The sequence below is a fragment of the Bradyrhizobium sp. BRP23 genome (assembly GCF_020194135.1).
GTDB classification, from domain to species: Bacteria; Pseudomonadota; Alphaproteobacteria; order Rhizobiales; family Xanthobacteraceae; genus Bradyrhizobium; species Bradyrhizobium yuanmingense.
The window spans coordinates 636988-663597 of record NZ_JADYVW010000001.1; the positions used below are offsets into that span (position 1 = coordinate 636988).

At 64.3% G+C, this 26610-nt stretch carries 23 protein-coding genes and 1 pseudogene; 8 read left to right on the forward strand and 16 right to left on the reverse strand.

Annotated features, from left to right (window positions below):
• Positions 1-25: 25 nt before the first annotated feature.
• Both I6F24_RS02885 and ppk2 read left to right on the forward strand, forming a co-directional pair.
• Positions 26-487 carry an Lrp/AsnC family transcriptional regulator gene (locus I6F24_RS02885; protein ID WP_027571162.1) on the forward strand — a complete coding sequence of 154 codons (462 nt, stop codon included), beginning with the start codon at positions 26-28 and terminating at the stop codon, positions 485-487.
• 91 nt (positions 488-578) lie between these two features.
• The gene (gene ppk2, locus I6F24_RS02890; protein WP_036025906.1) at positions 579-1499 is read left to right on the forward strand and encodes a polyphosphate kinase 2; all 921 of its coding nucleotides are present in this window, start codon (positions 579-581) and stop codon (positions 1497-1499) included.
• Positions 1500-1504: 5 nt separating this feature from the next.
• Here the strand turns inward: ppk2 and I6F24_RS02895 are convergent, their stop codons facing one another.
• The 8 genes from I6F24_RS02895 to I6F24_RS02930 all read right to left on the reverse strand — a co-directional run bounded on the left by I6F24_RS02895 (position 1505) and on the right by I6F24_RS02930 (position 11781).
• Positions 1505-2584: a zinc-binding dehydrogenase gene (locus tag I6F24_RS02895; RefSeq protein ID WP_036025860.1), complete on the reverse strand. Its 1080-nt coding sequence runs from the start codon at positions 2582-2584 to the stop codon at positions 1505-1507.
• Positions 2585-2640: 56 nt separating this feature from the next.
• Positions 2641-3582: a DMT family transporter gene (locus I6F24_RS02900; protein ID WP_057027221.1), complete on the reverse strand. Its 942-nt coding sequence runs from the start codon at positions 3580-3582 to the stop codon at positions 2641-2643.
• A 187-nt stretch (positions 3583-3769) separates the two neighbouring features.
• Entirely contained in the window at positions 3770-4609 is an 840-nt protein-coding gene (locus I6F24_RS02905; RefSeq protein WP_225149943.1) for an aldo/keto reductase, read from the reverse strand.
• Positions 4610-4785: 176 nt separating this feature from the next.
• Positions 4786-5682, reverse strand: coding sequence for an SMP-30/gluconolactonase/LRE family protein (locus I6F24_RS02910; RefSeq protein WP_225150103.1), 897 nt, complete (start codon positions 5680-5682; stop codon positions 4786-4788).
• Between the two features lie 217 nt (positions 5683-5899).
• The gene (locus I6F24_RS02915) at positions 5900-8602 is read right to left on the reverse strand and encodes a nitrate reductase (protein WP_225149944.1); all 2703 of its coding nucleotides are present in this window, start codon (positions 8600-8602) and stop codon (positions 5900-5902) included.
• A gap of 1 nt (position 8603) precedes the next feature.
• Positions 8604-9821, reverse strand: coding sequence for an FAD-dependent oxidoreductase (locus I6F24_RS02920; protein ID WP_225112658.1), 1218 nt, complete (start codon positions 9819-9821; stop codon positions 8604-8606).
• Positions 9822-9831: 10 nt separating this feature from the next.
• Positions 9832-10260, reverse strand: a complete 429-nt coding sequence (locus I6F24_RS02925) for a globin family protein (RefSeq protein ID WP_036004577.1) — start codon at positions 10258-10260, stop codon at positions 9832-9834.
• A gap of 129 nt (positions 10261-10389) precedes the next feature.
• Positions 10390-11781 (reverse strand): MFS transporter, encoded by a 1392-nt coding sequence (locus I6F24_RS02930; RefSeq protein WP_036025866.1) that lies wholly within the window; start codon positions 11779-11781, stop codon positions 10390-10392.
• Between the two features lie 96 nt (positions 11782-11877).
• Here I6F24_RS02930 and I6F24_RS02935 point away from each other — a divergent pair, with 96 nt between their 5' ends.
• Positions 11878-12111 carry a hypothetical protein gene (locus I6F24_RS02935; protein WP_141697547.1) on the forward strand — a complete coding sequence of 78 codons (234 nt, stop codon included), beginning with the start codon at positions 11878-11880 and terminating at the stop codon, positions 12109-12111.
• A 9-nt stretch (positions 12112-12120) separates the two neighbouring features.
• Here I6F24_RS02935 and I6F24_RS02940 read toward each other — a convergent pair whose 3' ends face one another.
• From I6F24_RS02940 to I6F24_RS02950, 3 genes are all read right to left on the reverse strand, one after another.
• A complete protein-coding gene (locus I6F24_RS02940) occupies positions 12121-12915 on the reverse strand; it encodes an ABC transporter ATP-binding protein (RefSeq protein WP_225149945.1) in 795 nt (264 codons plus the stop codon).
• Between the two features lie 11 nt (positions 12916-12926).
• Positions 12927-13823: a nitrate ABC transporter permease gene (ntrB, locus tag I6F24_RS02945; RefSeq protein WP_074447510.1), complete on the reverse strand. Its 897-nt coding sequence runs from the start codon at positions 13821-13823 to the stop codon at positions 12927-12929.
• Positions 13824-13887: 64 nt separating this feature from the next.
• Entirely contained in the window at positions 13888-15207 is a 1320-nt protein-coding gene (locus tag I6F24_RS02950; RefSeq protein ID WP_036025871.1) for a CmpA/NrtA family ABC transporter substrate-binding protein, read from the reverse strand.
• 676 nt (positions 15208-15883) lie between these two features.
• Here I6F24_RS02950 and I6F24_RS02955 point away from each other — a divergent pair.
• Both I6F24_RS02955 and I6F24_RS02960 read left to right on the forward strand, forming a co-directional pair.
• A complete protein-coding gene (locus I6F24_RS02955; RefSeq protein WP_036025912.1) occupies positions 15884-16723 on the forward strand; it encodes a formate/nitrite transporter family protein in 840 nt (279 codons plus the stop codon).
• A gap of 60 nt (positions 16724-16783) precedes the next feature.
• Positions 16784-18520: a bifunctional protein-serine/threonine kinase/phosphatase gene (locus I6F24_RS02960; RefSeq protein WP_036025873.1), complete on the forward strand. Its 1737-nt coding sequence runs from the start codon at positions 16784-16786 to the stop codon at positions 18518-18520.
• Between the two features lie 75 nt (positions 18521-18595).
• Here the strand turns inward: I6F24_RS02960 and I6F24_RS02965 are convergent, their stop codons facing one another.
• Positions 18596-19465 carry an NmrA/HSCARG family protein gene (locus I6F24_RS02965; RefSeq protein WP_057026771.1) on the reverse strand — a complete coding sequence of 290 codons (870 nt, stop codon included), beginning with the start codon at positions 19463-19465 and terminating at the stop codon, positions 18596-18598.
• Positions 19466-19567: 102 nt separating this feature from the next.
• Here I6F24_RS02965 and I6F24_RS02970 point away from each other — a divergent pair, with 102 nt between their 5' ends.
• Positions 19568-20458, forward strand: a complete 891-nt coding sequence (locus I6F24_RS02970) for a LysR family transcriptional regulator (RefSeq protein WP_036025875.1) — start codon at positions 19568-19570, stop codon at positions 20456-20458.
• Positions 20459-20474: 16 nt separating this feature from the next.
• Here I6F24_RS02970 and I6F24_RS02975 read toward each other — a convergent pair whose 3' ends face one another.
• A complete protein-coding gene (locus tag I6F24_RS02975; RefSeq protein WP_225127421.1) occupies positions 20475-21392 on the reverse strand; it encodes a dioxygenase in 918 nt (305 codons plus the stop codon).
• Between the two features lie 160 nt (positions 21393-21552).
• Between I6F24_RS02975 and I6F24_RS02980 the strand changes: the two genes are divergently transcribed.
• Complete coding sequence (locus I6F24_RS02980) at positions 21553-22827, forward strand: serine hydrolase domain-containing protein (protein ID WP_225139622.1); 1275 nt, start codon at positions 21553-21555, stop codon at positions 22825-22827.
• A 274-nt stretch (positions 22828-23101) separates the two neighbouring features.
• On the opposite strand, the gene I6F24_RS02985 is transcribed toward I6F24_RS02980, so the two are convergent.
• The 3 genes from I6F24_RS02985 to I6F24_RS02995 form a co-directional block, all read right to left on the reverse strand.
• Positions 23102-24421 carry a TRAP transporter large permease gene (locus I6F24_RS02985; RefSeq protein ID WP_036025880.1) on the reverse strand — a complete coding sequence of 440 codons (1320 nt, stop codon included), beginning with the start codon at positions 24419-24421 and terminating at the stop codon, positions 23102-23104.
• Complete coding sequence (locus tag I6F24_RS02990; protein WP_036004532.1) at positions 24418-24933, reverse strand: TRAP transporter small permease; 516 nt, start codon at positions 24931-24933, stop codon at positions 24418-24420. Before I6F24_RS02990 ends, I6F24_RS02985 begins: the two co-directional genes overlap by 4 nt.
• A gap of 82 nt (positions 24934-25015) precedes the next feature.
• The gene (locus tag I6F24_RS02995) at positions 25016-26014 is read right to left on the reverse strand and encodes a TRAP transporter substrate-binding protein (RefSeq protein ID WP_036004529.1); all 999 of its coding nucleotides are present in this window, start codon (positions 26012-26014) and stop codon (positions 25016-25018) included.
• Positions 26015-26286: 272 nt separating this feature from the next.
• On the opposite strand from I6F24_RS02995, the pseudogene I6F24_RS03000 reads away from it, so the two are divergent.
• Positions 26287-26534, forward strand: a pseudogene (locus I6F24_RS03000) (hypothetical protein); the annotation flags it as partial.
• Positions 26535-26610 lie beyond the last annotated feature (76 nt).

Below are 26610 nucleotides of genomic sequence, written 5' to 3' on the forward strand. Positions count from 1 at the left end.
CGGACAAAATGCAGGTTTCATCCCAATGCCCGAGCTCGACGCCATCGACCGCAAGATCCTCAGCCACCTTCAGAACGACAGCCGCCTGACCATGCAGGAGCTCGCCGACAAGGTCGGCCTCTCGGTCTCGCCCTGCCATCGCCGGGTCAAGCTCCTGGAGGAGCGCGGCGTCATCTCGCGCTATGTCGCGACCGTCGACCAGAAGGCGCTGGGACTGCATGTCAGCGTGTTCATCTCGATCAAGCTGGCACGGCAGAAGGAGGAGGATCTCAACCGCTTTGCCCGCGCCATCTCGAAATGGGACGAGGTGCTGGAATGCTATCTGATGACTGGGAACCGCGATTATCTGCTCCGCGTCGTCGCGGCCGACCTCGCCTCCTACGAGACGTTCCTGAAGACCAAGCTGACCCGGCTTGACGGCATTGCCTCGATCGAATCGAGCTTTGCGCTGAGCCAAGTGAAATATTCGATCGCGCTGCCGGTGTAACCAAGCGTCCGCCGGATTGCATGTTGTCACATGGGCGCAACAAACCCCGCCGATGGTCGTTGTGCTGGTATCCGAGCCGAGAGAAGAGCCCATGACCGCAGCCGATCGCAAATCCGAGATCTCCAAGCGCGAGCGCATCATCCAGGAAATGGCCGACGATCTCGACGAGGAACTCGAGATGGAGATGGATGATACCCGTCTCGACGAGCTCCTCGACGAGACCGGAACCCTGAGGCCGATGGTCGATCGCAGGCTCTATTTCCGGGAACTGCTCCGCCTCCAGGGCGAGTTGATCAAGCTCCAGGACTGGGTGCAGAGCGAGAGGAAGAAGGTCGTGGTGCTGTTCGAGGGCCGCGACGCCGCCGGCAAGGGCGGCGTGATCAAGCGCATCACGCAACGGCTCAATCCGCGTATCTGCCGCGTCGCGGCGCTCCCCGCGCCGAACGAGCGCGAGCGTACGCAATGGTATTTCCAGCGCTACGTCGCGCACCTGCCGGCCGGCGGCGAGATCGTGCTATTCGACCGAAGCTGGTACAACCGCGCCGGCGTCGAGCGCGTGATGGGCTTCTGCTCGGAGGCGGAGTACCAGGAGTTCTTCAAGACCGTGCCGGAATTCGAGCGCATGCTGATCCGATCCGGCATCATCCTCGTCAAGTACTGGTTTTCGATTACCGACGACGAGCAGCAATTCCGATTCACCATGCGCATCAAGGATCCCCTGAAGCAGTGGAAGCTGAGCCCGATGGACGTCGAGTCCCGCAGTCGCTGGGAGGCGTACACCAAGGCCAAAGAGACGATGCTGGAGCACACGCATCTGCCGGATAGCCCGTGGTGGATCGTCGATGCCGTGGACAAGAAGCGCGCCCGGCTCAACTGCATCGCACACCTATTGACTCAGATCCCGTACCAGGAGGTCGTGCGGGCTCCGGTGACGCTGCCGCCGCGCGTGCGACATCCCGACTATCAGCGAGGCCCGGTCCCGCCAGAGATGTACGTGCCGGCGAAATATTGACACTCCTACCGCCACGGCTGCACGATGATCTTGGTGTGGGCTTCGGGGTTGGCGAGATCGGCGAAGGCCTTGGCGACGCCGTCGAGGCCGACTTCGGCGGTGACCATCGCGGCCGCATCCACCTGCCCTTCGGCGATCAGGCGCAGCGACGCAGCAAACTCCTCCGGGGTGTAGCCGAGCACGTATTGGACGTTGAGCTCCTTCATGATGCCGAGCATGGGCTCGCTTCTGTCGCTCTCCATGCAGACGCCGACCACGACGATGCGCGCATCGCGCGGGGCACCCTCGAACACCTGTTGCAACAGGCCGGGCACGCCGACGCATTCGAAGATGATCGCGGGCTTTAGCGCGGGCAGCATGGCCTGGAACGGCGGCCGCGCCGCCTTCTCGGCCTCCGACATCTGCGCGTGCTCGGCCCAGGTCGCGTAAGGCTGCGACGTGCGGGGATCGACGACGATGTCGGCACCGAGTTTTGCGGCGAGCGCACGCCGCGCCGGCGAATAGTCCGCCGCGACGATCGGATGCAGCCGTTTGAGCTTCAGCGCGGCGATCACCGCGAGTCCGACCGGGCCGCAGCCGATCACGAGCGGCACCTCGCCGCCACGGATATTGGCTTTGGCGACCGCATGAACCCCGACGGCGAGCGGCTCGGTGAGCGCGGCATGCTCCGGCGCGAGGCCATTGGGTACTTCGAGCAGCAGCGCTTCGCTCAGCAGCATCGCCTCGGCATAGCCGCCGACATTGTCGTTGGAGTAGCCGATCCCTTCGATGCCCTGCGGCGTCACCAGCGCGGGAAGCGAGCAGACCTGGGTTCCCGGCTTCAGCTTGCGCGATGTGCCGGGGCCGTAATCGACGATCTCACAGCAGAATTCGTGGCCGAACACGACGTCGCGGCTGAGGTCCATCGGCTTGCGCCCGGTCTTCCGCGCCATCTCCACCATGCGATGGGCGTGCTGGCGCGCGTGCAGGTCGGAGCCGCAGATGCCGCAGGCGAGCGTCTTGACCAGAACCTGGCCGGGGCCCGGCGTCGGCTCGGCCATCCGACCTACGACAATCTCACCGTTCCTGAAAATCGCCGCGCGCATCCGACCCCTCCCCTTTGGAGCGAGTGATAGCACGAAGCAGGACGTGCAAACTTGCGTCAGGGGTTCGGGGACCGCTCTTCCAGCACCAGCAGCTGGGCGCGGCGCACCCGCTCGCGATGGGCGATATAAAGACCGCTGGCGACGATGAAGGCGGCGCCGACGACCGTCCAGATATCCGGGACCTCGCCGAAGATGAAGAAGCCCAGAATGCTGACCCAGAGCAACTGCGTATAGGAGAACGGCGCCAGCACCGAGGCATCGCCGTAGCGATAGGCCAGCACGATGATCCACTGGCCCACGGTCGAGGCGACGCCGATCACGATGCCCAGCCCGATCGCGGTCCAGCTCGGCGTGACCCAGACGAACGGCACCATGACGCTGAGGATCGCAACGCCGGTCAGCGCGGAATAGGCCATGGTGGTGAGCACCGCTTCGCGACCGCTCATCATCCGCGTCAGGATCAGCGCGGCGGCCCAGCAGAACGCCGAGATGATCGGGAAGAATGCGGCGGCATGGAACGCGCTCGTGCCGGGCCTCAGGATGATCAGAACGCCCGTCAAGCCGATCGCGGTCGCGATCCAGCGCCGCATGCCGACCTTCTCGCTCAGGAAGATGATCGACAGTGCGGTGACGAATAGCGGCGAGACGAAGCCGGTGGCGGAGGCTTCGGCGATGGGCAGAAATGCAAGGCCGGTGATGAAGAACAGCGACGAGCCGAGCAGTGCGGCGCCGCGCATCAATTGCAGACCGAGCCGCTCGGTGCGCATCGCATGCAGTGGCGAGCCCGGCAGCATCACGGGCGTGAATAGCAGCGCGAACGTGACGAAGCGGATCCAGGTGATCTCGATCGAAGGCAGGCTGGTCGACAGATATTTCGCGGTGACGTCGGAGCAGCCGAGGAAGATCGTCGAGAGCAACACCAGCGCAATGCCCTTGAAGGGATGATCGACGCGCGCAGGCGCGCGGCGAGCCTGCTGCTTCTTCTCCGGAACGGGCATGGGAATACTGTCGAGCCTTGCGGCTGCGGCGGGCGGCGGTGTCACGGCTGGAACCCGGGCAAAATGCGAATCGAGAACAGCCGTAAAAAACGACATCTGCTCCGCATTCACAACTTCCGAAAACAGGATGCCGATATGCGCGAGCCGCCGCGCGCGTCAATGCTCCGTTAATCTTGCCCGTTGTGCACTACAGCATGGGCAGGCCGCGCGGCTTCGGCCCGCGCGGAAACGCCGCGTCGAGCGAGGCAATCTCGTCCTTCGTCAGCACGAGGTCGCCTGCCGCCGCATTCTCGCCGGCATGTTCCGCAGACGAGGCCTTCGGAATGGCGAACACCGTAGTCGCACGGGTGAGGAAGCTCAGCGCGACCTGACGCGGCGTCGCACGATGCGCTTCTGCGATGCGCGCCAGCACGGCACCGCCCTTGCTGCTGCTTGCGGGGAAATCGTCGTGGCCGAACGGCGAGTAGGCGACGACGGCAACATTGTGCCGTTCGCACCACGGGATCACCGCATGCTCGATCGCGCGTTCTTTCAGATGGTAGAGCACCTGGTTGCAGGCGATCCGCCCCTCGCCGGAGACGTCGAGAATCTCGTCGAGATCGTCGGCATCGAAATTGGAGACGCCCCAGGACTTGATCTTGCCTGATTGCACCAGTTCCTCGAACGCAGCGACGGTGTCCTCCAGCGGATAGGAGCCGCGCCAGTGCAACAGATAACAGTCGAGCCGGTCGGTCTTCAGCCGCTTCAGCGAGCGCTCGCAGGCGGTGATGGTGCCGCGGCGCGAGGCGTTGCTGGGCAGCACTTTCGAAACGAGGAACACTTCATCGCGCCGGCCTGCGATCGCATCCGCAATGACGAGCTCGGCATCGCCGTACATCTCGGCGGTGTCGATGTGGGTCATGCCAAGATCGAGCCCGCGCTGCAGCGCCGCGATCGCGCGCTTGCGGTCGCCGTGGTCGAGATACCAGGTGCCCTGCCCGATGACGGAGACGCTGGCGCCGATCTTGCCGAAGGGTTTCTTGTTCATGGTCGCTCCGATCTCCGCTGTTATTTTTCCCTCTCCCCGTTCTTACGGGGAGAGGGTCGGGGTGAGGGGCTGCTTCCGCAAACTCGATAACAAAGAGACTCGCGGAGGCCCCCCTCACCCGCCGCGCTTTGCGCGTCGGCCTCTCCCCGCAAGCGGGGAGAGGCGAAGAGTCCGCGCTACAATCCCCCGATATCCGCCACCAGCACGCTGCCGGTCGCGGACTCCGTGATATAGAGCCGATCCTTGTTTTCGCCACCGATCGCGACATTGGTGCAGTTCGGTCCCGCGCACGATTTGATGCGCGCGATCAGTTCCCCGTTCGGCGCGAACACGAAGGCGTGGCCGAGCGAGGGGTGGCCGACGAACAGGCGGCCCTTGGCATCCATGGTCAAGCCGTCGGGGCCGCTGGTGCCGAACAGCGAGCAGAAGCGGCCGACCTTGGACACGCTGCCGTCCTTCATGAACGGCAGCCGCCACACCGCGTTGTCGCGCGTCATCGCAACGAACAGCACGGTTTCGGTTGGGTCGAGCACCAGGCCGTTCGGACTGATGCCGGTGTCGAGCAGGCAGTCGAGCCGGCCGTTCGATGCCAGCCGATAAACCCGCCCGCTCGGATCATGCAGCCCGGTCTGGCCCTGATCGGTGAAGTAGATATCGCCGTTGGAGGCGAGATGCAGATCGTTGCAGCCGCGGAACGATTCCGAATTGCGCCCGGTCAGGACCGGCTTGACGCGGCCGGCTGCGGCATCGAGCTCCATGATGCCATGCCTGTAGTCGGCGACCAGGATGCGTCCGTCGGCTGCGATCTTCAGCCCGTTCGGCCAGCCCTCATATTCGATCACGAGCGACCGTTCGCCGTCGGGCGCAATCCGGAAGATGCGGCCGAACGGAATGTCGACGATATAGAGATTACCGTCCTTGTCGAATGACGGCCCCTCGATGAAGCTCTCGGTCGGTATGTTCGGCCGGTTGGCGTCGGCCCAATCGGTTCGCACGCCCTTGCGGCGAAACTTGTCGGGCATGGCGGTGAACAGCCTGGTCTCGATCAGGCGCGGCGGCGTTTCCAGGTACATCATGGTTGTTGTGGATGTTGAAAGGAGCGCGGCACCATACGGCACATTAGCCGGCGCGTCGATTGGGGTGGTCCACATTGCAATGGTGCGGGCGCTGCGTAGGGTGGGTTAGCCCCGGGGGCTGCGCGAAGCGCAGTCCCTTGGCGTAACCCACCTCTTTCGCTTCCGCATTGACGAAGAGTGGTGGGTTACGCTGCGCTAACCCACCCTACGAGACCTATCCCGCCGCGCTCGCGACCTCCGCCTGCTGTGCAGGCACTTCCGTCATCGCAATCAAGCGTTTCAGCTCGGGAATGCAGGAGCCGCAATTGGTGCCGGCCTTGAGCTTGGCGCCGATGTCGGCGGTCGTGCGCGCGCCGCCAGCGATGCTGTCGCAGATGGTGCCGCGGCCGACGCCGAAGCAGGCGCAGACGATCGGGCCGGTCGAGGCCGCGCCTTCACAGGATTTGCCCGACAGCAGCATGCGGCGCTGTTCGTCCGTGACCTGATCGGCCACGAACAGGCTCTTCACCACCTCCCAGTCGCCGGCATCATGCGCGGGGCCGACGAACAGGCAGGTCTCGATGCGATCGCCTACGAACGAAGCTGCGCGAAAAACCCCGCCGCCGAAATCGCGATATTCGGCAACGTCCTCGCCGGCGACGCTCTCGAGCCAGGCGGGCCAGCGGGCGAGATCCGCGTTGTCGGCGAAGAGATAGCCGAAGCCGCCGCTGACGGGGACGCGCGTCCACAACAGGTTCTGCGGCAGATCGAGCGGGTTGCGCGACAATGCAAAGCCGCGGAAGACAAATTCGTAAGGCGCGATCGCGGCCGGCGTCGCCTTGGCTTCCGGCTGCCCCGAGAACGGATCGGTGAACGGTGCGACCATCGCCCCGACGCGGCCGTGCGAGGCGTTCATCGCGCTCCAGTGGATCGGCACGAACAGGGTGCCGCGCTGCTGCCACTCGCTGACGACGACTTTCAGGATGCACTGGCCGTAATCGGTGGTGATGCGGGCATAGCCGTCATGGACGATGCCGTATTTGCCGGCGTCGTCGGGATGGATCTCGACGAAAGGCTCAGGCAGATGCGCGCCCAGGCGCTGGCTCAGGCCGGTGCGCGTCATGGTGTGCCACTGGTCGCGGATGCGCCCGGTGTTGAGCCTTAAGGGGCGCGACGGACCGGTCTCGCCGCGCAGCGCCGGCACCTCCGGCGCAACGAAGCGGCCTTTGCCGTCATTGGTGAAGAAGCCGCCAGCAGCGAAGAAGCGCTCGCCGGGCGTCCCGCCCTCGCGCACCGGCCATTGCACCGGCTTCAAACCATCGAAGGCATCGTCCGACAGCGAGGTCAGCGCGCCGATGTCGAAATCGCGGCTGCCATTGTTCTCGAACGCCGAGAGCGCGGCATGCTCGCGGAAGATATCGGCGGCCGATTTGTAATTGAAGCTGTCGCCGAAGCCGAGGCGCTTTGCGGTCTCGCTCAGGATCCACCAGTCGGGACGCGCTTCCCCCGGCGCCGGCAGGAACGCGCGCTGGCGCGAGATGCGCCGCTCGGAATTGGTCACCGTGCCCGACTTCTCGCCCCAGGCCAGCGCCGGCAGCAGCACGTGCGGGCCGGCCGCGACGGTGTCGTTGGCGAGCACGTTCTCGGACACCACGAACAGCTCGAGCTTCTTCAGGGCATCGCGCACCATGTCGGCATCTGGCAGCGACACCGCGGGGTTGGTGCCCATCACCCAGAGCGCCTTGACCTCGCCGCGGTTGATCGCCTCGAACAGCTGCACCGCTTTCAGCCCCTCATGGGTGGCGATGCGCGGCGCCTTCCAGAACCGTCTGACGCGGTCGATGTCGGGCGGCGTGAAGCCCATATGGGCGGCGAGCATGTTGGCGAGGCCGCCGACCTCGCGGCCGCCCATCGCGTTGGGCTGGCCGGTCAGCGAGAACGGCGAGGCGCCCGGCTTGCCGATGCGCCCCGTGGCGAGATGGCAGTTCAGGATGGCGTTGACCTTGTCGGTGCCCTGCGCCGACTGGTTGACCCCTTGCGAATAGAGCGTGACGACCTTCTCGGTGTCGCGGAACATCCTGAAGAAGGCGGCGACGTCCTGCTCGGAGAGGCCCGTGGCGAGCGCGGTCGCAGTGACGCTGCCGGCAATGTTGCGCGCGCGCGCCAGCGCATCATCGAAGCCAGACGTGTTCTGCGCGATGTAATCCTGGTCCAGCACGCCATTGTCGGCGAGATGCACGAACAGGCCGGAGAACAGCGCGGTGTCGGTGCCGGGCTTGAGGCCGAGGAAAAGGTCGACATCGCTGGCGGTATCGGTGCGGCGCGGATCGATCACGATCATGCGGGCGCCGCGCTCCTGCCTATTCTTCAGCATGCGCTGGAACAGCACCGGATGGCACCAGGCCGCGTTCGAGCCGACGAAGACGAGCAGATCGGCCTGGTCGAGATCCTTATAGCAGCCGGGCACCGTGTCGGCGCCGAAAGCGCGGCGATGGCCTGCAACCGAGGACGACATGCAGAGCCGCGAATTGGTGTCGACATTGGCGGTGCCGACAAACCCCTTCATCAGCTTGTTGGCGACGTAATAGTCTTCGGTGAGGAGCTGGCCGGAGAGATAGAACGCGACCGCGTCGGCACCATCGCGCGCCACGATGTGCTGCATGCGGTGGGCGACGTGGTCCAGCGCATCGCTCCAGGCAACGCGCTCCAGCACGCCCTTGCAGCGGATCATGGGATAGAGCAGCCGCCCTTCCAGGCCGACGGTCTCGCCCAGCGCCGAGCCCTTCGAGCACAGCCGGCCAAAATTGGCGGGATGATCGGGGTCGCCCGCGATTGCTGCACCACCCTTGCCGTCGGGCGTTGCGAGTACGCCGCAGCCGACGCCGCAATAGGGACAGGTGGTCTTGGTGGTGCGGAGATTTGGATCGATCGCCGTCATATCACGCCGCTTTCGAAGGCTGCGCCAGCGCGCGGCCGAACATCATGTCGGTGCGGATCGAAGCGACCTTGTCGCGATTGCGGATCAGCTCGAGGTACCAGAGCGCATCGATCGTATCGCCGATCAGCACCGCCCCGGTGAGCCGACCGTCGGCGATGACGAGCTTCTTGTAAGTGCCGCGCCTGCGATCCGACAGCACGAGGCTCTCGCTGCCCTCCCCGCCCATGAAGTCGCCGGCGGAGAACACGCTGACGCCGGAGACCTTCAGATTGGTCGAGACCACGCTGCCCTGATAGGCGGCGGGCCGGCCGGCCAGATGCCGCGCCAGCACGCGCGCCTGCTCGTAGGCGGGCTCGACCAAGCCATAGCAGGTGCCGCGATGCTCGGCGCATTCGCCAAGCGCAAAGATGTCGGACGCGGAGGTCTGCATCACGTCGTTGACGACGACGCCGCGGTTGACCGCGATCCCCGCCTCTTTCGCCAGCGCGACGTTCGGCTTGATGCCGGCGGCGAAGATCACCGCATCGGCCTCGATGCGGCTGCCATCGGCGAGCTCGACGGCCTGGACTTGGCCCTCGCCGTGGATGCGGGCCGTCGCGGCATTGAGCATGACGCGGATACCCTTGCGCTCGACCAGCGTCTTGAGCAGGTCGGCCGCGGGCGCGTCGAGCTGACGCTCCATCAGTCGATCCATCAGATGCAGCAGCGTCACCGGCGCGCCGGCCTTGGCGAGGCCGTAGGCCGCCTCTAACCCGAGCAGGCCGCCGCCGACCACGACGACGCGCTTCCTGGCCGCGGCCAGTGTCAGCAGCAGGTCGACGTCGCGGGTGTCGCGAAACGTGTGCACGCCGGCAAGATCGGCGCCTGGCACGTTGAGCCGCAGCGGCGTCGATCCCGTGGCGAGCACGAGCTTGGAATATTCCATGCTCTCCTCGCCCGCGATCTTGAGCTCACGGCGGCCGACATCGATCTCGCTGACGCGATAGCCGTAGCGCACCGTGACGCCGCGGTCTCGCCACCAACCGGCCGGCCGCAGCTCGATCTCGTGCGAGCCGGTCTCGCCCGCCAGCACGGAGGAGAGGAGCACGCGATTGTAAGCGAGCCGCGGCTCTTCGCCGATCACGGCGACCGCATAGCGGCCGAGCGCGGTCTTGGCGAGCTCGTCGACCAGACGCGCGGCCGCCATACCGTTGCCGACGATGACCAGCGGTTCACTCACAACGCATCTCCTATTCGGCGGCCTGCGCTTGCGCGCCGTAGGCCTCGGACATCATGTAGCCGGACAGCACGCCATAGGCGTCGGTCCAGGCTGCGGCGAGTTCAGGCGTCCAGGCTTCGCCAAGGCCCTTCTCGAGAGTCCACAGCAAGGTGGCGCCGACCACGGGGTAGTGCTCGGCCTTGGCGCCATAATCGACGTGACGCTTGGCGAGCGCGGAGGCCGCGGGAAGAATCGATTCCAGGTTCGACAAGCCGCCGACCACGGCGGCGAGCATGCCCATCAGCTTCTTGCGCTGCTCGGTCATGTCCTCGGGAAACATCGCGCGCACGGACGGCGCCACCTCGAACAGTCGGTCGTAGAACAGCACCGCGGCGGCTTCCGAAATCGGGGCGACCTTGGCGAAGCTCTGCTGAATGAGAGTAATCTGCTCGGGCGTCATGATGTTCTCCTGTCTGTTTCGGTCTGCCTTCGTCCGCGCCATTGCGGACAAAGTTCATGGATCAAACGTCATCAGAGAGACTTCTCCCCGCGTACGGGGAGAAGCGACATTCGTGCCAGTTTGTCGTGCTCACACACGCGCCTCGGCGAGGCTTGGCGCGCCTTCGCCCTGCGGGCTGCGACGCAGGTAGAACCACCAGGTCAGAGCGAGGCAGGAGGCGTAGAAGGCGAGATAGACCACGAGCGCGAGCTGCGGCCCGCCGGTCATGGCGATCGACTTGCCGAATCCGCTCGGGATCAGATAGCCGCCGACGGCACCGACCGCGCCGATGAAGCCGACCGCCGCGCCGCTCTCGATGCTCGCGGTCTTCAGGGCAGCGCTGCGTGCCGCATCGCCCTTGCCGCGCACCTTGAACAGGTTCTCCTCGCGGAAGATCGAGGGGATCATGCGGTAGGTCGAGCCGTTGCCGATGCCCGTCGTCACGAACAGGATCAGGAACATCGACAGGAAGCCGATGAAATCCTTGTGCCCCACGAAGTAGAGCGCGCCGACCGTGGCGCCCGCCATCACAATGAAGTTCCAGAAGGTGATGATGGAGCCGCCGACCCGGTCTGCGAGCCAGCCGCCGAGCGGACGCGACAGCGAGCCGACCAGCGGGCCGAGGAAGGCGATCGAGATCGTCACGGTGGGGAATTGCGTCTTCAGCAGCAGCGGAAACGCCGCCGAATAGCCGATGAAGGACCCGAACGTGCCGATATAGAGATACGCCATGATCCAGGTGTGCTTGCGCTTGACGATCGCGAGCTGGTTCTTCACCGACGATTTCGCCGTGGTGAGATTGTTCATGAAGAACACCGCGCCGAACACCGCGATTGCGATCGGCAGCACCCACATCAGGCCGGCATTCTGCAGGAAGATGCCGTCGACGGGCGTCGCCTGATACAGGTTGAAGACGGCGAGCGTCATCAGGATCGGGGTCAGGAGCTGCACGCTGGAGACACCGATATTGCCGCCGGCCGCGTTGAGGCCGAGCGCCCATCCCTTCATCCGGTCGGGAAAGAAGAAGGAGATGTTGGTCATGCTGGAGGCGAAATTGCCGCCGCCGAGACCCGCGGTCGAGGCGACCAGCAGCATGAGCCAGAACGGCGTGTCGGGCTGGCTGACGAAATAGGCGAGCGACAAGGTCGGGATGAACAGGATCGCCGCGCTGAAGATGGTCCAGTTGCGGCCGCCGAACGTCGTCACCGCGAAAGTATAGGGAAAGCGCATGAAGGCGCCGATCAGGCCCGGCACGGCGACGAGCTGGAACAGCTGGTCGGTGGTGTAGTGGAAGCCGGCCTGCGGCAGCTTGGTGGTGACGATGCTCCAGATCAGCCAGACCGAGAAGCCGATATGTTCGGCGACGATGGACCAGATCAGATTGCGCCGCGCGATCGACTTGCCGGTATTGTTCCAGAACGCCTCATCCTCGGGGCGCCAGTCTGAAATCCAGCTGGAGTTCAGGGTCGGATTCTTCGTCATTGCGTATCCCTTCCAGGCTCACCGCTGCGTCGTTGCAGGCTCTGCCTCCGGTCACGGAGGCGCGCTCCGAGGCTTCACCCCGGTGGCGAGATCACGATGCTGATTGATGATGTTGAGGGACGTCGTCGTTGGCGTCGCGCAAAGACGTTTCAATTTCCGTGCCAGTTGCGCGCATACGGGAAACACAGGGATTTCAGGATGTTATTCGTATTGCCCGAATTGTTTGCAGGGCTTTTCCGCACGCAAAATTTGCGTTTCGCTCAATCCCTGTGCGACGCACAAGGATTGAGCTTGATGTCGATTAATTGGGCGCGGGCAGATCTCGCGTGAACGCGTGACTTACGCGGCTTCGACGAAGCGATGACGCTCGTAGAGGAATTCGAGCACGCGCTGGCGACACTTCAGATATGTGGCGTTGGTCGCGAGGTCGAGCCGCTTGCGCGGCCGCGCCAGCGGCACTTCCAGCACCTCGCCGATGCGCGCGCTCGGTCCGTTGGTCATCATCACGATGCGGTCGGACAACAGCACGGCCTCGTCGACGTCGTGGGTGATCATCAGGATGGTGTTGTCGAGCTTCTGATGCAGCGCCATCACCGAATCCTGCAAGTGGGCGCGGGTCAGCGCGTCGAGCGCGCCGAACGGCTCGTCCAGCAGCAGCACCTTCGGCTCCATGGCCAGCGCCCGCGCGATGCCGACGCGCTGCTTCATGCCGCCGGAGATCTCCGATGGACGCTTGTCCCTGGCATGGGCCATCTGCACGAGGTTGAGATTGTGCATCACCCAGGCGTCGCGCTCGGCACGGGACTTGGTCTTGGCGAAGACCTTGTCGACGCCAAGCCTGACGTTTTCGTAGACGGTCAGCCACGGCAGCAGGCTGTGGTTCTGGAACACCACGGCACGATCGGGCCCTGGCGAGTTCACCTCGCGGTTTTCCAGCAGCACGCCCCCCATCGTGGCGCCGGTCAGCCCTGCGATGATGTTGAGCAGGGTCGACTTGCCGCAGCCGGAATGGCCGATGATCGAGACGTATTCGCCCTTCTCGATCGTCAGATTGATGTCCTTGAGCACCTCCGTGGTGGCGGTGCCGCGGGTGAAGACCTTGTCGATGTGGTCGAGTTTCAGGTAGGCGGTCATGTCCCCTCTCCTCAGTTCTGCGCGGTGCCGCGGGTGACGACCTTGCCGAGCCCCGCGATCAGGCGGTCAAGCACGAAGCCGATGATGCCGACATAGAACAGCGCCAGGATGATCTCGCTGATATGCGAGGAGTTCCAGGCGTCCCAGATGAAGAAGCCGATGCCGACGCCGCCGATCAGCATTTCGGCGGCGACGATCGCGAGCCACGACAGGCCGATGCCGATGCGCAGGCCCGTGAAGATGTAGGGCGCCGCCGCCGGGATCATGATCTTGGCGAAGAATTCCAGCGGATTGAGCTGCACCACCGCGGCGACGTTGCGATAGTCCTGCGGGATGTTGCGGATGCCGACCGCGGTGTTGATGATGATCGGCCAGATCGAGGTGATGAAGATGACGAAGATCGCGCTAGGCTGGCCGTCGCGGAAGGCCGCGAGCGAGAGCGGCAGCCAAGCCAGCGGCGGAATCGTGCGCAGCACCTGGAACAGCGGATCGAGCCCGCGCATCGCCCAGACCGACTGCCCGACCAGCACGCCGAGCGCGATGCCGGCGATGGCCGAGAGCGAATAGCCGAAGGCGACGCGCTGGAGACTGGCGGACAGATGCCAGAACAGGCCCTTGTCGATGCCGCCACGGTCGAAGAACGGATCGAAGATCAGCTCCTTGGTATCCGCAAACACTTTTGAGGGCGGCGGCAGCGCCGAGCCGGCTCTGCGGCAGACCAGCTCCCACACCAGCGTCAGCAGAGCGATCACGACCAGCGGCGGGATCACGCGCACGGCGGTCTCGCGTGCCATGCGTGCGTAAGCCTCAGTACGCGGGGGACGCTTCGGCGTCAGCGTGACGACCGGCGCAATCGTTGCAGCAGGCGTCGCGGTCTCAACCTCGATCTTCGTGGCAGTCATGTTCATCGCTATCTCTCTCCGGCGTGGCAGGGACGATGCGGCCGCCCCTAAAGGCGGCCGCAGGGCTCCATCAGACTTCGACGCGCTTGATCGCGAGCGACTTCAGATAGGCGGCCGGATTTTCAGGATCGAACACCTTGCCGTCGAAGAAGGTCTCCTTGCCGCGCGAGGCGGAGGCCGGAATGTCGGCGGCGGCGACGCCGAGGGTCTTGGCCGCATCGCGCCACATGTCCTCGCGGTTGACCTTGGCAATCAGCGCCTTGGTATCGAAGTTCGGCTCATACTTGCCCCAGCGGATGTCCTCGGTGAGGAACCAGAGATCGTGGCTCTGGAACGGATAGGAGGCATGATCGCGCCAGTACTTCATGACGTGCGGCGAGTTCTCGACCACCTTGCCGGGGATGCCATAGTCGAACTTGCCGGCGGTGCGATCGTAGACGTCCTCGACCGGGCAGTTGATCCACTGCCGCTTGGCCATGATGGCGGCCAGCTCCTGCTTGTTTTCCGCCTTGTCGGCCCATTGCTGGGCTTCCAGCACGGCCATTAGGATCGCCTTGCTGGCCTTCGGGTATTTGTCGACGAAGGCCGCGCGCATGCCGAAGGACTTCTCCGGATGCTTATTCCAGATCTCGCCGGTGTTGACGGCGGTGTAGCCGATGCCCTGGTGGATGAGCTGGAGATTCCAGGGCTCGCCGACGCAGAAGCAGTCCATGGTGCCGACCTTCATGTTCGCCACCATCTGCGGCGGCGGCACCACGATGGTCTCGATGTCCTTGTCGGGATCGATGCCGCCGGCGGCGAGCCAGTAGCGGATCCACAGATCGTGGGTACCGCCGGGGAAGGTCATCGCAGCCTTCACGGCCTTGCCGGACGCCTTCTTCTTCTCAAGCGCCGCCTTGAACGGCGCCGCATCGGTGCCGAGCTTGAGGTCGGCATATTCCTTGGCGACCGAGATGCACTGCGCATCGAGATTGAGTCGCGCCAGGATGTACATCGGCGTCGGCTGGTTGTTCTGCGTCACCTTGCCGGCCGAGATCAGGTACGGCATCGGGGTGAGGATGTGCGCGCCGTCGATGCCGTTGCCTTCGGAGCCGAGCACGAGGTTGTCGCGCGTGGTGCCCCAGGACGCCTGCTTCTGCACGTCGGTGTCGGGCACGCCGTGCTTGGCGAACAGGCCCTTGTCCTTGGCGACGAACAGCGGGCCGGCATCGGAGAGCGCAATGAAACCGAGCTTGGCTCCCTTGACCTCGGGGCCTGCGTCCTGCGCGAAGGCGCCGGCGGGGAAATTCAGCTTGGCGGCGGCGAGCAGTGCGGCGGTCGAGCCGGTGGCTTTCAACAATTGACGGCGGCTGAGGCCAGTCTCGGAGGGCCGGCGAATGCGCTTGGTCATAGGTCGTGTCGTCCTTTTGCGTCGTTGCGGAATGATTGCGTCAGTGCGCACGAGCAGCCCGTCCGTCCGTGACGCCAGAAAAAGGCGCATGCGAACGCGCGACGGGGAGACCCCGTTTGGGTGCGTCAGCAATTCGGATGAGAAGTCTCGCGGGACGGCTTCAATGGCGTCGGCCTGGAACTATTCAAGCTTCATGCCAAGCCTGCCACCGCCAAAAATGATGGATAATCAGATGCTTGGTAATTCCGCGTCTGACTAACGCAGCCCTGTTCCGCACGCGAAGTTTGCGATCTGCTCAATCCTTGTGCGCCGCACAAACGTTGTGCAGTCGCTCAAGCAAGAGGCGGCGCAGTTCTGCCAATCATCCCCCTGCAGCTGACATCCAGCTGAATTTGCTCGCTTTTTCGATCGACGCACCACGGCACACAAATTGCTTCTAAGGTTGCGTCAACGACGACTGCGGCTTGGCCGCATTGATGCAGCCTCTGGCGGCTGCATCCCGGAAGCTCACCTGCTTCGCGGTCTCCGGCTTCAGAGTCCTCGTGACGCGATTCCCAAGGCTTCCAGACTTTCCATAGCCCTCGTGCGCGGCAGGCTGCCCGCACGGCCGATGACGTTCAGCCGCGCGCTCGTCGGGGGCGTGTCGATCTCACTTACCAAGCAAAAGGAACCATTGATGTCGTATCTCGCGCCTTCGGAATTCGTCACCAAGATGGTGGATGCGGGCGAGTCCAAGATCTTCATGTCCACCCGGGATACCATCATCCGCGCCTACATGGCCGGCGCGATCCTGGCCCTCGCAGCCTGGTTTGCCGTCACGATCACCGTGAACACCGGCCAGCCGCTGGTCGGCGCGCTCTTGTTCCCGGTCGGCTTCGTCATGCTCTATCTCCTGGGCTTCGACCTCCTGACCGGCGTGTTCGTGCTCTCGCCGCTCGCGCTGATCGACAAGCGCCCGGGCGTTACGCTCAACGGCGTGCTGCGCAATTGGGGTCTCGTCTTCGTCGGCAATTTCGCCGGCGCCTTCACCGTCGCCTTCATGATGGCCTTCGTCACGACCTTCGGCTTCACGCAGGCGCCCGACAAGGTCGGCGCCGCCATCGGCAATATTGGCGAGGGCCGAACCCTTGGCTATGCCGCGCACGGCGCGGCCGGCATGGCGACGCTGTTCCTGCGCGGCATGCTCTGCAACTGGATGGTCTCGACCGGCGTCGTCGGCGCCATGATCTCGACTTCCGTCCCCGGCAAGGTCATCGCGATGTGGATGCCGATCCTGGTGTTCTTCTACATGGTGTTCGAGCATTCCGTCGTGAACATGTTCCTGTTCCCGTCGGGCCTGCTGCTCGGCGCGAAGTTCTCGATCATGGATTATCTGATCTGGAACGAGATCCCGACCGTGCTCGGCAACCTCGTCGGCGGCCTCGCCTTCACCGGCATGACCCTCTATGCCACCCACGTCATGACCCTGCCGAAGCGCCAGGCGGAGAAGGCTGCAAGGCCCCGCGTCGCGGCCTGATCGAATAGGTATCGACAGGGGAGCCTCGCCCAAGCACGGTGAGGCTCCCCTCTCCCGGTGATGACGATGCCCCGCGGACTCCAGATTTCGGTCGGCCAGCATTCCGACAAGGGTCGCAAGCCCATCAACCAGGACTTTCACGGCGTCCTGATTCCGGAAGAGCCGCTGCTCAGCCTGAAGGGCATCGCGGCCGTTCTCGCCGACGGAATTTCCTCGAGCACGGTAAGCCAGATCGCCAGCGAGTCGGCGGTCAAGAGCTTCCTGATGGACTATTACTGCACATCGGAGTCGTGGACGGTGAAGACCTCCGCCCGCCGTGTGCTGGAGGCGACCAATTCCTGGCTGCATGCGCAGACGCGCAAGAGCCAATATGCCTATGACCGCGACAAGGGCTATGTCTGCACGCTCAGCGCCATGGTCATCAAGGCAACCACCGCGCACATCTTCCATGTCGGCGATTGCCGCGTCTATCGCGTCGCCGGCAAGGCGCTGGAGCAACTGACCGACGATCACCGCATCATCGTCTCGTCTGAGCAGACCTATCTCGGCCGCGCGCTCGGCATCAATCCGCAGCTCGAGATCGACTATCAGGCGATCGAAATCGAGGCCGGCGACACCTTCCTGCTGGCAACCGACGGTGCGTACGAGTTCGTCGATGCGCGTTTCGTCACGAGTGCAATCGACGAGCACGCAGCCGAGCTGGACGGGGCGGCGAAGGCGATCGTGGAGGAAGCCTATCGGCGCGGCAGCGACGACAACATCACCGTGCAGATCCTGCGGATCGATGCGGTGCCGCAGCGCGATCCGGCCGGCATCTTCAATCAGAGCTCCGAATTGCCGCTGCCGACGCTGCCGGAGCCGCGGGCGATCTTCGACGGCTACCGGATCGTCCGCGAGATCCACGGCAGCAGCCGCAGCCATATCTACCTCGCCGTCGACACCGAGACCGAGCAGCCGGTCGCGCTCAAGCTGCCGTCGGTCGACCTACGCGACAACGCCGCCTATCTCAAGCGCTTCTTGATGGAAGAATGGATCGCACGCCGGATCGACAGCCCGCATGTGCTCAAGCCGCTGTCGCAGTCGCGGCGACGCGGCTATCTCTACGTCGCGACCGAGTTCGTCGAGGGGCAGACCTTGAAGCAGTGGATGACCGACAATCCGCGGCCCGATCTCGAAACCGTGCGCGGCCTCATCGAGCAGATCGCCGCAGGCCTGCGCGCCTTCCATCGCATGGAGATGCTGCATCAAGACCTCAGGCCCGACAACATCCTGATCGACAAGACCGGCACCGCCAAGATCATCGACTTCGGATCGGTCAGGGTCGCCGGCGTGGCCGAGGCGGCGCCGCCAGGGGAGGCCGACGAAATCCTGGGCACCGTCCAGTACACGGCGCCGGAATATTTCCTGGGGCAAGGGGGCTCGCCGCGCTCCGACATGTTTTCTCTGGCCGTGATCTGCTACCAGATGCTGACGGGAAAGCTGCCCTACGGCACCCAAATCGCCAAAATCCGGCGCAAGGCGGATGTGCGAAAGCTTAAATATCGCGCCCCCGACGGTGACCGCAACGTTCCCGCCTGGGTCGACGGCGCGCTCCGGCGCGCGCTCCATCCCGATCCCTACAAGCGGCACGAGGATCTCTCGGAATTCATCTTCGAGCTTCGCACGCCCAACCCGGCCTATCTCGACACGCGCATCACACCGCTCCTGGAGCGCAGCCCGCTGATGTTCTGGAAGCTGACAACGGCGGCGCTCGCCTGCGCCGTCGTCGTGCTGCTGGCCTTGCTGCATGCGCGCTGATCGAGATTGCCGCTCGCCACATGATTAATAGCGAGCGGCGCAGCCAGCCCGCCTGCGCTTCTGCTCTGGCAAGCCTCAAACGGGGGCCGCGATCTCGGCGACGAAGTCGCGATAGGAGCGCAAGGGACGGCCCAGCATGCCGGTCAGACGCTCGACGTCGCCGGGCTCAGGGATCATTCCCTCGGTGAGGAAACGCTCGCCCATCACCCGCATGTCGAAAGCCATCCAGGGCGGCATGAACTGCCTGAGGTTCTTCTCGAACCCCGCGGTGTCGTCTCCGCCGTAGGCGATCGCGCGGCCGAGCACCTCCGACCAGATCGCGGCGGCCTTCGCGCCAGTGAGTGTCTCAGGGCCAACAAGATTGATGCGTTCGAGCGGAAGCGGCGCTGCGGATGTCTCGCGGCGGATCAGTTCGATCGCAGCAATCTCGCCGATGTCGCGCGCGTCGATCATCGCAAGGCCCTTGCTGCCGATCGGCATCGGGTAGACGCCATATCCGGTCACGGCATCCTTGATCATGAGTTCGTTGTTCATGAAATAGGCGGGCCGCAGGATGGTCGCCTTGAAGCCCATCTGCTCGATCATGCGCTCGACCCCGAACTTGCCGGCGAAGTGCGGCACATTCACGTAGAGGTCGCTGTGAATGACCGAAAGATAGACGAACCGCTCGATGCCGGCTTCGCGGGCAAGGTTGAGCGCAGTCAGCGCCTGAGTGAATTCGTCCGGCACCACGGCGTTGAGCAGGAACAACGTCGAGACGCCCGAAAACGCAGTGCGCACGGAATCGACGTCCAGCAAGTCGCCCTGGGCGACGGCAACACCTGCCGGAAGGTTGGCCTTCTCGGGATTTCGGACGAGTGCGCGCACATCGGCGCCGCGCTTGACGAGTTGCTCGACGACGTTGCGGCCGATGGTGCCGGTGGCGCCGGTAACGAGGATGGTCATGGGATCACTCCGGTTGGGTTTTGGAAGACACCCGGAAACTAATGATCCACACGCGAGCCGATAGACTCTATATTTGGACAGACCGTCTCACTGGTGGAACAGATGGATTTGCTTGCGCTTGCCGATTTCAATCTCGTCGCCCGTCACGGAGGGTTCGGAAAGGCCGCGCGGGCAGCGGGACGTCCGAAAGCGACCTTGTCTCGACGTGTGTCCGAACTGGAGAGCAGTCTTGATCTGCGTCTGTTCGAGCGCGGCGGGCGCACGCTCAAGCTCACCCAGGAAGGGCGCGCGCTCTATGAACGGACGGGCGCACTTCTCACCGAGCTCGACGAAACCGCGGCCGCGATCGCCTCGGGCGGAGACAAGCCAAAGGGCAGGCTGCGGATCAGCGCACCCCTGCTCTTCTCGCAAACCGCGATGGGCCGTCTCGCGGCCGGCTTCGCCCTTCGACATCCGCAAGTCCGGCTCGAAGTTACGACCGATGACCGCTACGTCGACATGATCGAGGAAGGCTTTGATCTCGTGATCCGGGTCAATCCCGATCCGGATGAAAGCCTGGTCGGCCGCATCTTCTTGCGCGACCGAATGCTGGTCGTCGCCAGCCCCGCTCTGAAGCACCCGAGAGGAAACCTCGCCGTTCCGGCCATCGTGCGCGGCGATGACAAAGCTGCGGTTTGGGACATCAGACGGCCAAGCGGCCCATCGCGCATCGCGATCGATCCCGTGCTTCGACTGTCATCCCTGATGATGGTTCGCGATGCCGTGAGAGCCGGTATCGGCGCCGCGAGGCTGCCGCTGTCGCTCGTCAGCCACGATCTTGCCGCCGGCACGCTCGTTCGATGGGGCGACGTCGAGGGAGCCGACATCGCCCTATGGACGCTCTATCCCTCGCGGCGATTGCTCAGTGCGCGCGTCTCCGCTTTCCTCGATCATCTGAAAGACGCCTTTCCAAAGGGTACGCCCGACGAGTTGGCAGCCTATATCGGGGGATGACTGAGATTTCGCATCCTCACGCCGGCTCGGTCGCCTTCATCCCGAGCGGCTTCGGCGCCATGCCGCCGCCCGGCTTGAGGTGGAATTCGTAAGTCATCAAATGCCACCGCCCGTTCGCCGTGGTGCCGTCGGGCATCTCAAGGTCGTTGCGCGGCTCGACCTTGGCGACGAGGTCGTCCTTCACGCCGAACACCACGTCGGAGTCGAGATATTTGTCACCGTCCATGAAGACGTGCGTGATCAGCGGCTCATAGCCTCTGGCATTGACCAGGAAGTGCACATGCGCCGGGCGCATCGGGTGGCGGCCGGTCTGCACGATCATCTCGCCGACCGGACCATCGGTCGGGATCGGATAGCTGCACGGCAGGATGGTGCGGAAGAAGAAGCGGCCATCGTCATCGGTGATGAAGCGCGCCCGCGCCGAGGCGCCGACCTCATCGTAGTTCGGCTTCTGGGAATCGTAGAAGCCGTCGTCATCGGCGTGCCAGACGTCGACGGGAACGCCGGCGAGCGGCTTGCCCTCGAGGTCGGTGACGCGGCTCTGCACGAACATCCGCTCGCCGGTCTGGTTGTTCGGCGAGATGTCGGTGCCGTGCGCAGTCACCTTGTGCTCGCCGACATAGAACGGGCCGAGCACTGTGGTCTCCGTGGCACCGTCGCGATCCCTGTGATTGACGGCGTCGACCAACATGGAGACGCCGAGCACGTCGGACAAGAGGATGAATTCCTGGCGGGTGTCGGTGCATTTCTGCCCGGTCCGGGTCAGGAAATCGATGGCATATTCCCATTCCGCGAAGGTGAGACCGGTCTTGCTCACGTAATCGTGCAGCGACCTCACCAATTCCTGCAGCAGAAATTTCGCGCGCGTGTCGGGCGTGTGGTCGAAGCTCCTGACGACGGCTTCGGTGAGTTCGGTCTCGGTGAACTGAGTCATGGTGCGTTTGCCCTCGCGTTCTTCTCGTTGGCCCCGGCGGGCTCCTTGCGTTCCGAGCCCGAGTCTACACCAGCCGGCCCGGCCTCGTTAAGCGCAACCGGCTTGGAATGCGGCCGTCATTTCGGTATCAACTTTCCGACAAAACGCCCCGGAGGAACTGATGCTCGCCCCCACCCCCGCTTCGCCCGAATCCGTCGGCATGTCCAAGGCCGCGCTCGACCGCGTCGATGCGCATCTCAAGCGCCGGTACATCGATGCCGGGCGTTTCCCGGGCACGCATCTCCTGGTCTACCGCCGCGGCAAGGTCGCGCACAGCTCGGTGCAGGGCTTTGCCGATGTCGAGCGCAAGGTGCCGGTGAAGGACGATACGATCTATCGCATCTATTCCATGACCAAGCCGCTCACCAGCGTCGCCTTCATGATGCTGGTCGAGGAAGGCCTCGTCGCCATCGACGAGCCCGTCGCGAAATATATTCCGGAGTGGAAGGACCTCGGCGTGTTCGTCGCCGGCACCTATCCGGCGTTCCTGACCCGGCCGCCGTCGCGGCCGATGCTGATCGTCGACCTCTTGCGCCACACCTCCGGCCTAACCTATGGCTTCCAGCAACGCTCCAACGTCGATGCCGCCTACCGCAGTGAAAAGATCGGCGAGGTCGAAAAATCAGGCACACTCCAGACCATGGTCGAGGGCCTGGCCAAGATCCCGCTGGAGTTTTCGCCGGGCGAGTCCTGGAATTACTCCGTTGCGACCGACGTGATCGGCTATCTCGTCGGCAAGATCTCCGGCATGCCGTTCGAGCAGTTCCTGAAACAGCGCATCCTCGACCCGCTCGGCATGACCGACACCGACTTCCACGTCCCGGCCTCGAAGGCGCATCGCTTCGCCGCCTGCTATTCCGCCGATCCCGGCGGCGGCATGACCTTCCATGCGGGCCAGCGCCGCGAGGGGTTGACGCTCCAGGACGACCCGGCAACGAGCTCGTTCCTGTCGCCGCCCTCGTTCATCTCCGGCGGCGGCGGGCTGTGCTCGACCGTTGCCGACTATCTGACCTTCTGCCGTGCGCTGCTCAATGGCGGCGAGCTCGGCGGCGTCAGGCTGATCGGGCCGAAGACGCTGGCGCTGATGACCACCAACCACATTCCGGGCGGCCGTGCGCTGCCGGACGTCTCGCGCTCGCTGTTCTCGGAAGCGACCTATAACGGCATCGGCTTCGGTCTCGGCTTCGCCGTGACCATGCGCCCGGCCGAGACATTGATCGCCGGCAGCCCCGGCGAATACAATTGGGGCGGCGCCGCCACGACCTCGTTCTGGATCGATCCGGCCGAGGACCTGATCGCGATCTTCATGACGCAAGTGCTGCCGTCGAGCGCCTATCCGATCCGCCGCGAGCTGCGCAGCATGGTCTACGCCGCAATCACTGAAAGCAATCTGTAGCCCACCGCGACGACCCCGCGGCCGTCGGCCGCGGCAGCACGATCGCATATGACTCGCTGCGGCGGCCTGCGAGCACGCCTCGTCCTTCGAGACGGCGCTTACGCGCCTCCTCAGGATGAGGCTAATCGGCGTCAGTGCCCGTTTCGACTGCTGCCGCACACTCCGTCCTCATCCTGAGGAGCCCGCCTAAAGCGGGCGTCTCGAAGGATGGCCACGGGGAAAATCCCTCAGATGCGATAGCCCTGCCCGGCTGCGGGGTCCTCCTATCAGGCGGTCACTTGAGCATCTCCGGCACGATCAGGCGCGGCAGGAACAGCGACACGCTGGGCCAAATGATCACCGCCGCCAGCACGAGTAGCATCGGGATCAGCATGATGACCGTGTCCTTCAGGGCATAGCGCAGCCGCACGCCCGCGATCGAACAGGCGATCATCAGACAGAGGCCGTAGGGCGGCGTCACCAATCCGAAGGCCAGCGAGACGATGGAGATGATCGCGAACTGGACCGGATGCAGATCGACGGACCTGGCGAGCGGCTCCAGCACGGTGCCGACGATGATGATCGCGGGGATGGCGTCGAGAAAGCAGCCCACCACCAGAAAGCAGAAGGCGATGAAGAAGCCGGCCGCGACGGGACCCATGCCCCATGTCGAAACGTTCGCCAGCAGTTCTTGCGGGATCTTGTAATAGGCCAGCAGCCAGCCGAACGCACTGGCGGTGCCGACGCAGAACAGCGCTACGCCGGCGAGACGCCCAGTGTCGAGCAAGGCTCTGTACAATTCACGGATTCCCGTCTCGCGGTAGAAGAACGCCGAGAGCACGACGGAATAGAGCACGGCAACGCAGGCGGACTCGGTCGCGGTGAACCAGCCGAGCAGAATGCCGCCGACGATGATGAACGGCGTTATTAACGCGGGTATCGACCGCCAGATGGCGCATCGCATGTCGACCCAGGTCGACTTCGGATAGGTCGGGTAGCCGCGGCGCACCGCATAGACGTGCACCGTCGCCATCTGCGCGCCCGCGATCAGCAGCCCGGGCACGATACCGGCCAGATACATCGCCGCTATCGAGGTCGAGATCAGACCGCCCCACACGATCATCAGGATCGAGGGCGGAATGACGACCGCAAGAACCGCGGAGGCCGCCGTGATGGCAATGGAGAACGAGAGATCGTAGCCCTCCTTGGTCTGCGCATCGATGAAGATCTTCGATTGGCTCGCCGCATCCGCAGTGGAGGAGCCGGAGATGCCGGCAAAGAACACCGACAGCACGACGTTGATCTGCGCCAGCGACCCCGGCCAGTGCCCGACCATCGAGCGCGACAGCGCCACCAGGCGATCCGTGATACCGCCGATACTCATCAGGTTCGCCGTCAACAGAAAGAACGGCACCGCGAGCAGGATGAACGAGTTGTACGCGTTGAAAGTCTCCTGCGCGAGCGTCATCAGCGACAGGCGCGGCTCGATCAGAAGGATCGGCACGCAGGCAAGGCCCAGCGCGAAGGCGACCGGCACGCGCACGATCAGCAGGCCGACGAAGACCCCGAACAGCACCATGGCGGCCTGTCCGGCAGAAAGTACAGTGCCGTTCATTGCTGTGCCCCGACCAGAACGCGCAGTTCATCGAGCATCTGTTCGCCCGCAAACACGATCCAGGTCACGCCGGCCACCGGCCAGGCAACGTGGATCAGCCAGAGCGGCAGATCGGCCAGCTCCGACGTCCTGTTCCAGGCGAAGCGTGTGAATTCGATGCCGGCCGACACGAACACGAGGGCAAGTGCCAGCACGCCGAGCCGCGCGATGATCCGCACTGCGGCCTCCGACCGCCGCGACAAATCGGGCCACACGTCGACCTCGAAATGCTGAGCCTCGCGGATGCCGACCATGGCGCCGATCATGATCGTCCAGATGAACAGGAATCGCGCCATCTCCTCGGTCCAGATGTAGGAGGGAATGAACGGCGTGTAGCGCGAGACGATCTGCAATGTGACGGGGATGACCAGGATGCCGACGCAGGCGGCAAGCAGGAATTCCAACAATTTCGCATAGGCCGCGGTGACGCGACGCCACAGCGACGGTGTGGACGGGACGTGCATTTCGGACATTGGAGCTCCGTACGGCGCTCATCCGCCATGTCCGGGCAGGAAGCGGGGCCTGCCCGGAATGCTGTCGGCGGACAGGGCGGCCTCAGACGACGTTGATCTTCTCGAAAATGCCCTCCGCGCCGATCTCCTTGGCGTAGGTGGCCATCACGGGGTCGGCGAGCTTCTTCATGGCGTCCCGCTCCTCGAACGGAACGCGCTTGAGCTTGCCGGCCTTCTCCAGCGTGTCGAGCTTGACGACCTCCTCGCTCGACTCGAGCTGGCGGCCGTAATCGCCGGCCTCCTTGCCCGCTTTCATGATCGCGTCCTGCAGATCCTTCGGCAGGGTCTTCAGCGTCTTGACGGAAAAGCAGATCGGCCGGATCGACACGGCGTGCTGGGTCAGGTTGAGATGCGGCGCCACTTCATAGAACTTCATCGCCTCGACGCCGGCCGCTTCGTTCTCGCCGGCTGATATCACCCCGTTCTGGATCGCGTTGTAGACTTCGTTATAGGCGATCACCGTGGGGCTCATGCCAACGGCCGCAAAGGTCTTCGACCAGATCGGCGCGCCCTGCACGCGCACCTTGAGGCCCTTGAGGTCGGCGAGGTTCTTGAGCGGCTTGTTGGCGAAGATGTTGCGGATGCCGCCGCCGGCATAACCGATCAGAACCACGTCCGCCTTGGCCGCGACCTCGTCGGCGACTGGCGCCAGGATATTGGCTTCGACCACCTTGTTCATGTGCTCGATGCCCTTGAACACGAAGGGCGCATCGATGAACGGGGCGGCCTTGGCGAAGGTCGACATGTGAGCCGGCGAGACGATGCCGTAATCGACTGCCTTGCCTTGCGACATGTACTCGAAATACTGCTTCTCGAGGCCGAGCGAGGAGTTCCTGTGCAGGGTGAAGTTGACGGGCTTGCCGTAATATTTCTTCACCAGCTCCTCGAACCGCAGCAGGGCCCGATTGAAGGCATGGTCGTCATTGAACTGCACGGCACCGTTCAGTGTGATCGGGGCTTGCGCCCTCAGGATCGACGGCATGCCGATGGCAGCTGCCGCAGTGGTTGCACCGATCCCAGCGAGAAATGACCTTCGCTTCATCGTCTCCCCTCCCTTTGATGCTCCGGCCCTGTCGCCGGGCCGTGAGCGCAGCCGTTATGCGGCTTGCGAGAGGCAAGCGTATGAAAAACCTCGGCGGGACGGAAGTCATTTCGCGTGGGCTGGAGCTACCCCTTCGTCGCAGGACTGCACGTAAACGCCTGCTGCACTGCAACTCGCCGCTTCGGTATGCGGCGGAGGCGCGAGGTCTCCGGCGATCAGGAGCGCGCTGGACGGACGGCGAAAATTCGTGGCGCAGCACAATTCCTGCGCCTATGGTCTCTTCAAAATCATTGTCCGGTGCTGCCGCGCTGGAACCGGGACGCCTGCGTTCGCCAAAGCTTACCCTGCCCGTTCGGCTCGCCTCCTTGTCGCCGGAACGACGCTACCGCTGATCGTTTTCGCGGTGGGCCTTGCCTATTACAACTACCATCAGGATCGCAGCGAGGCTGCGCGCCGTTTGCTGGGAACGGTGCGTAGCATGCGCATGGTGCTCGATGCCGAGGTGCAGCGGATCACGGGGGCTTGCCCCTGCCGCGCGGCGTCGTCTGCACTGTGACCTGCACGCTGGAGGAGACGCTTTGATCCGCCGTCCACGC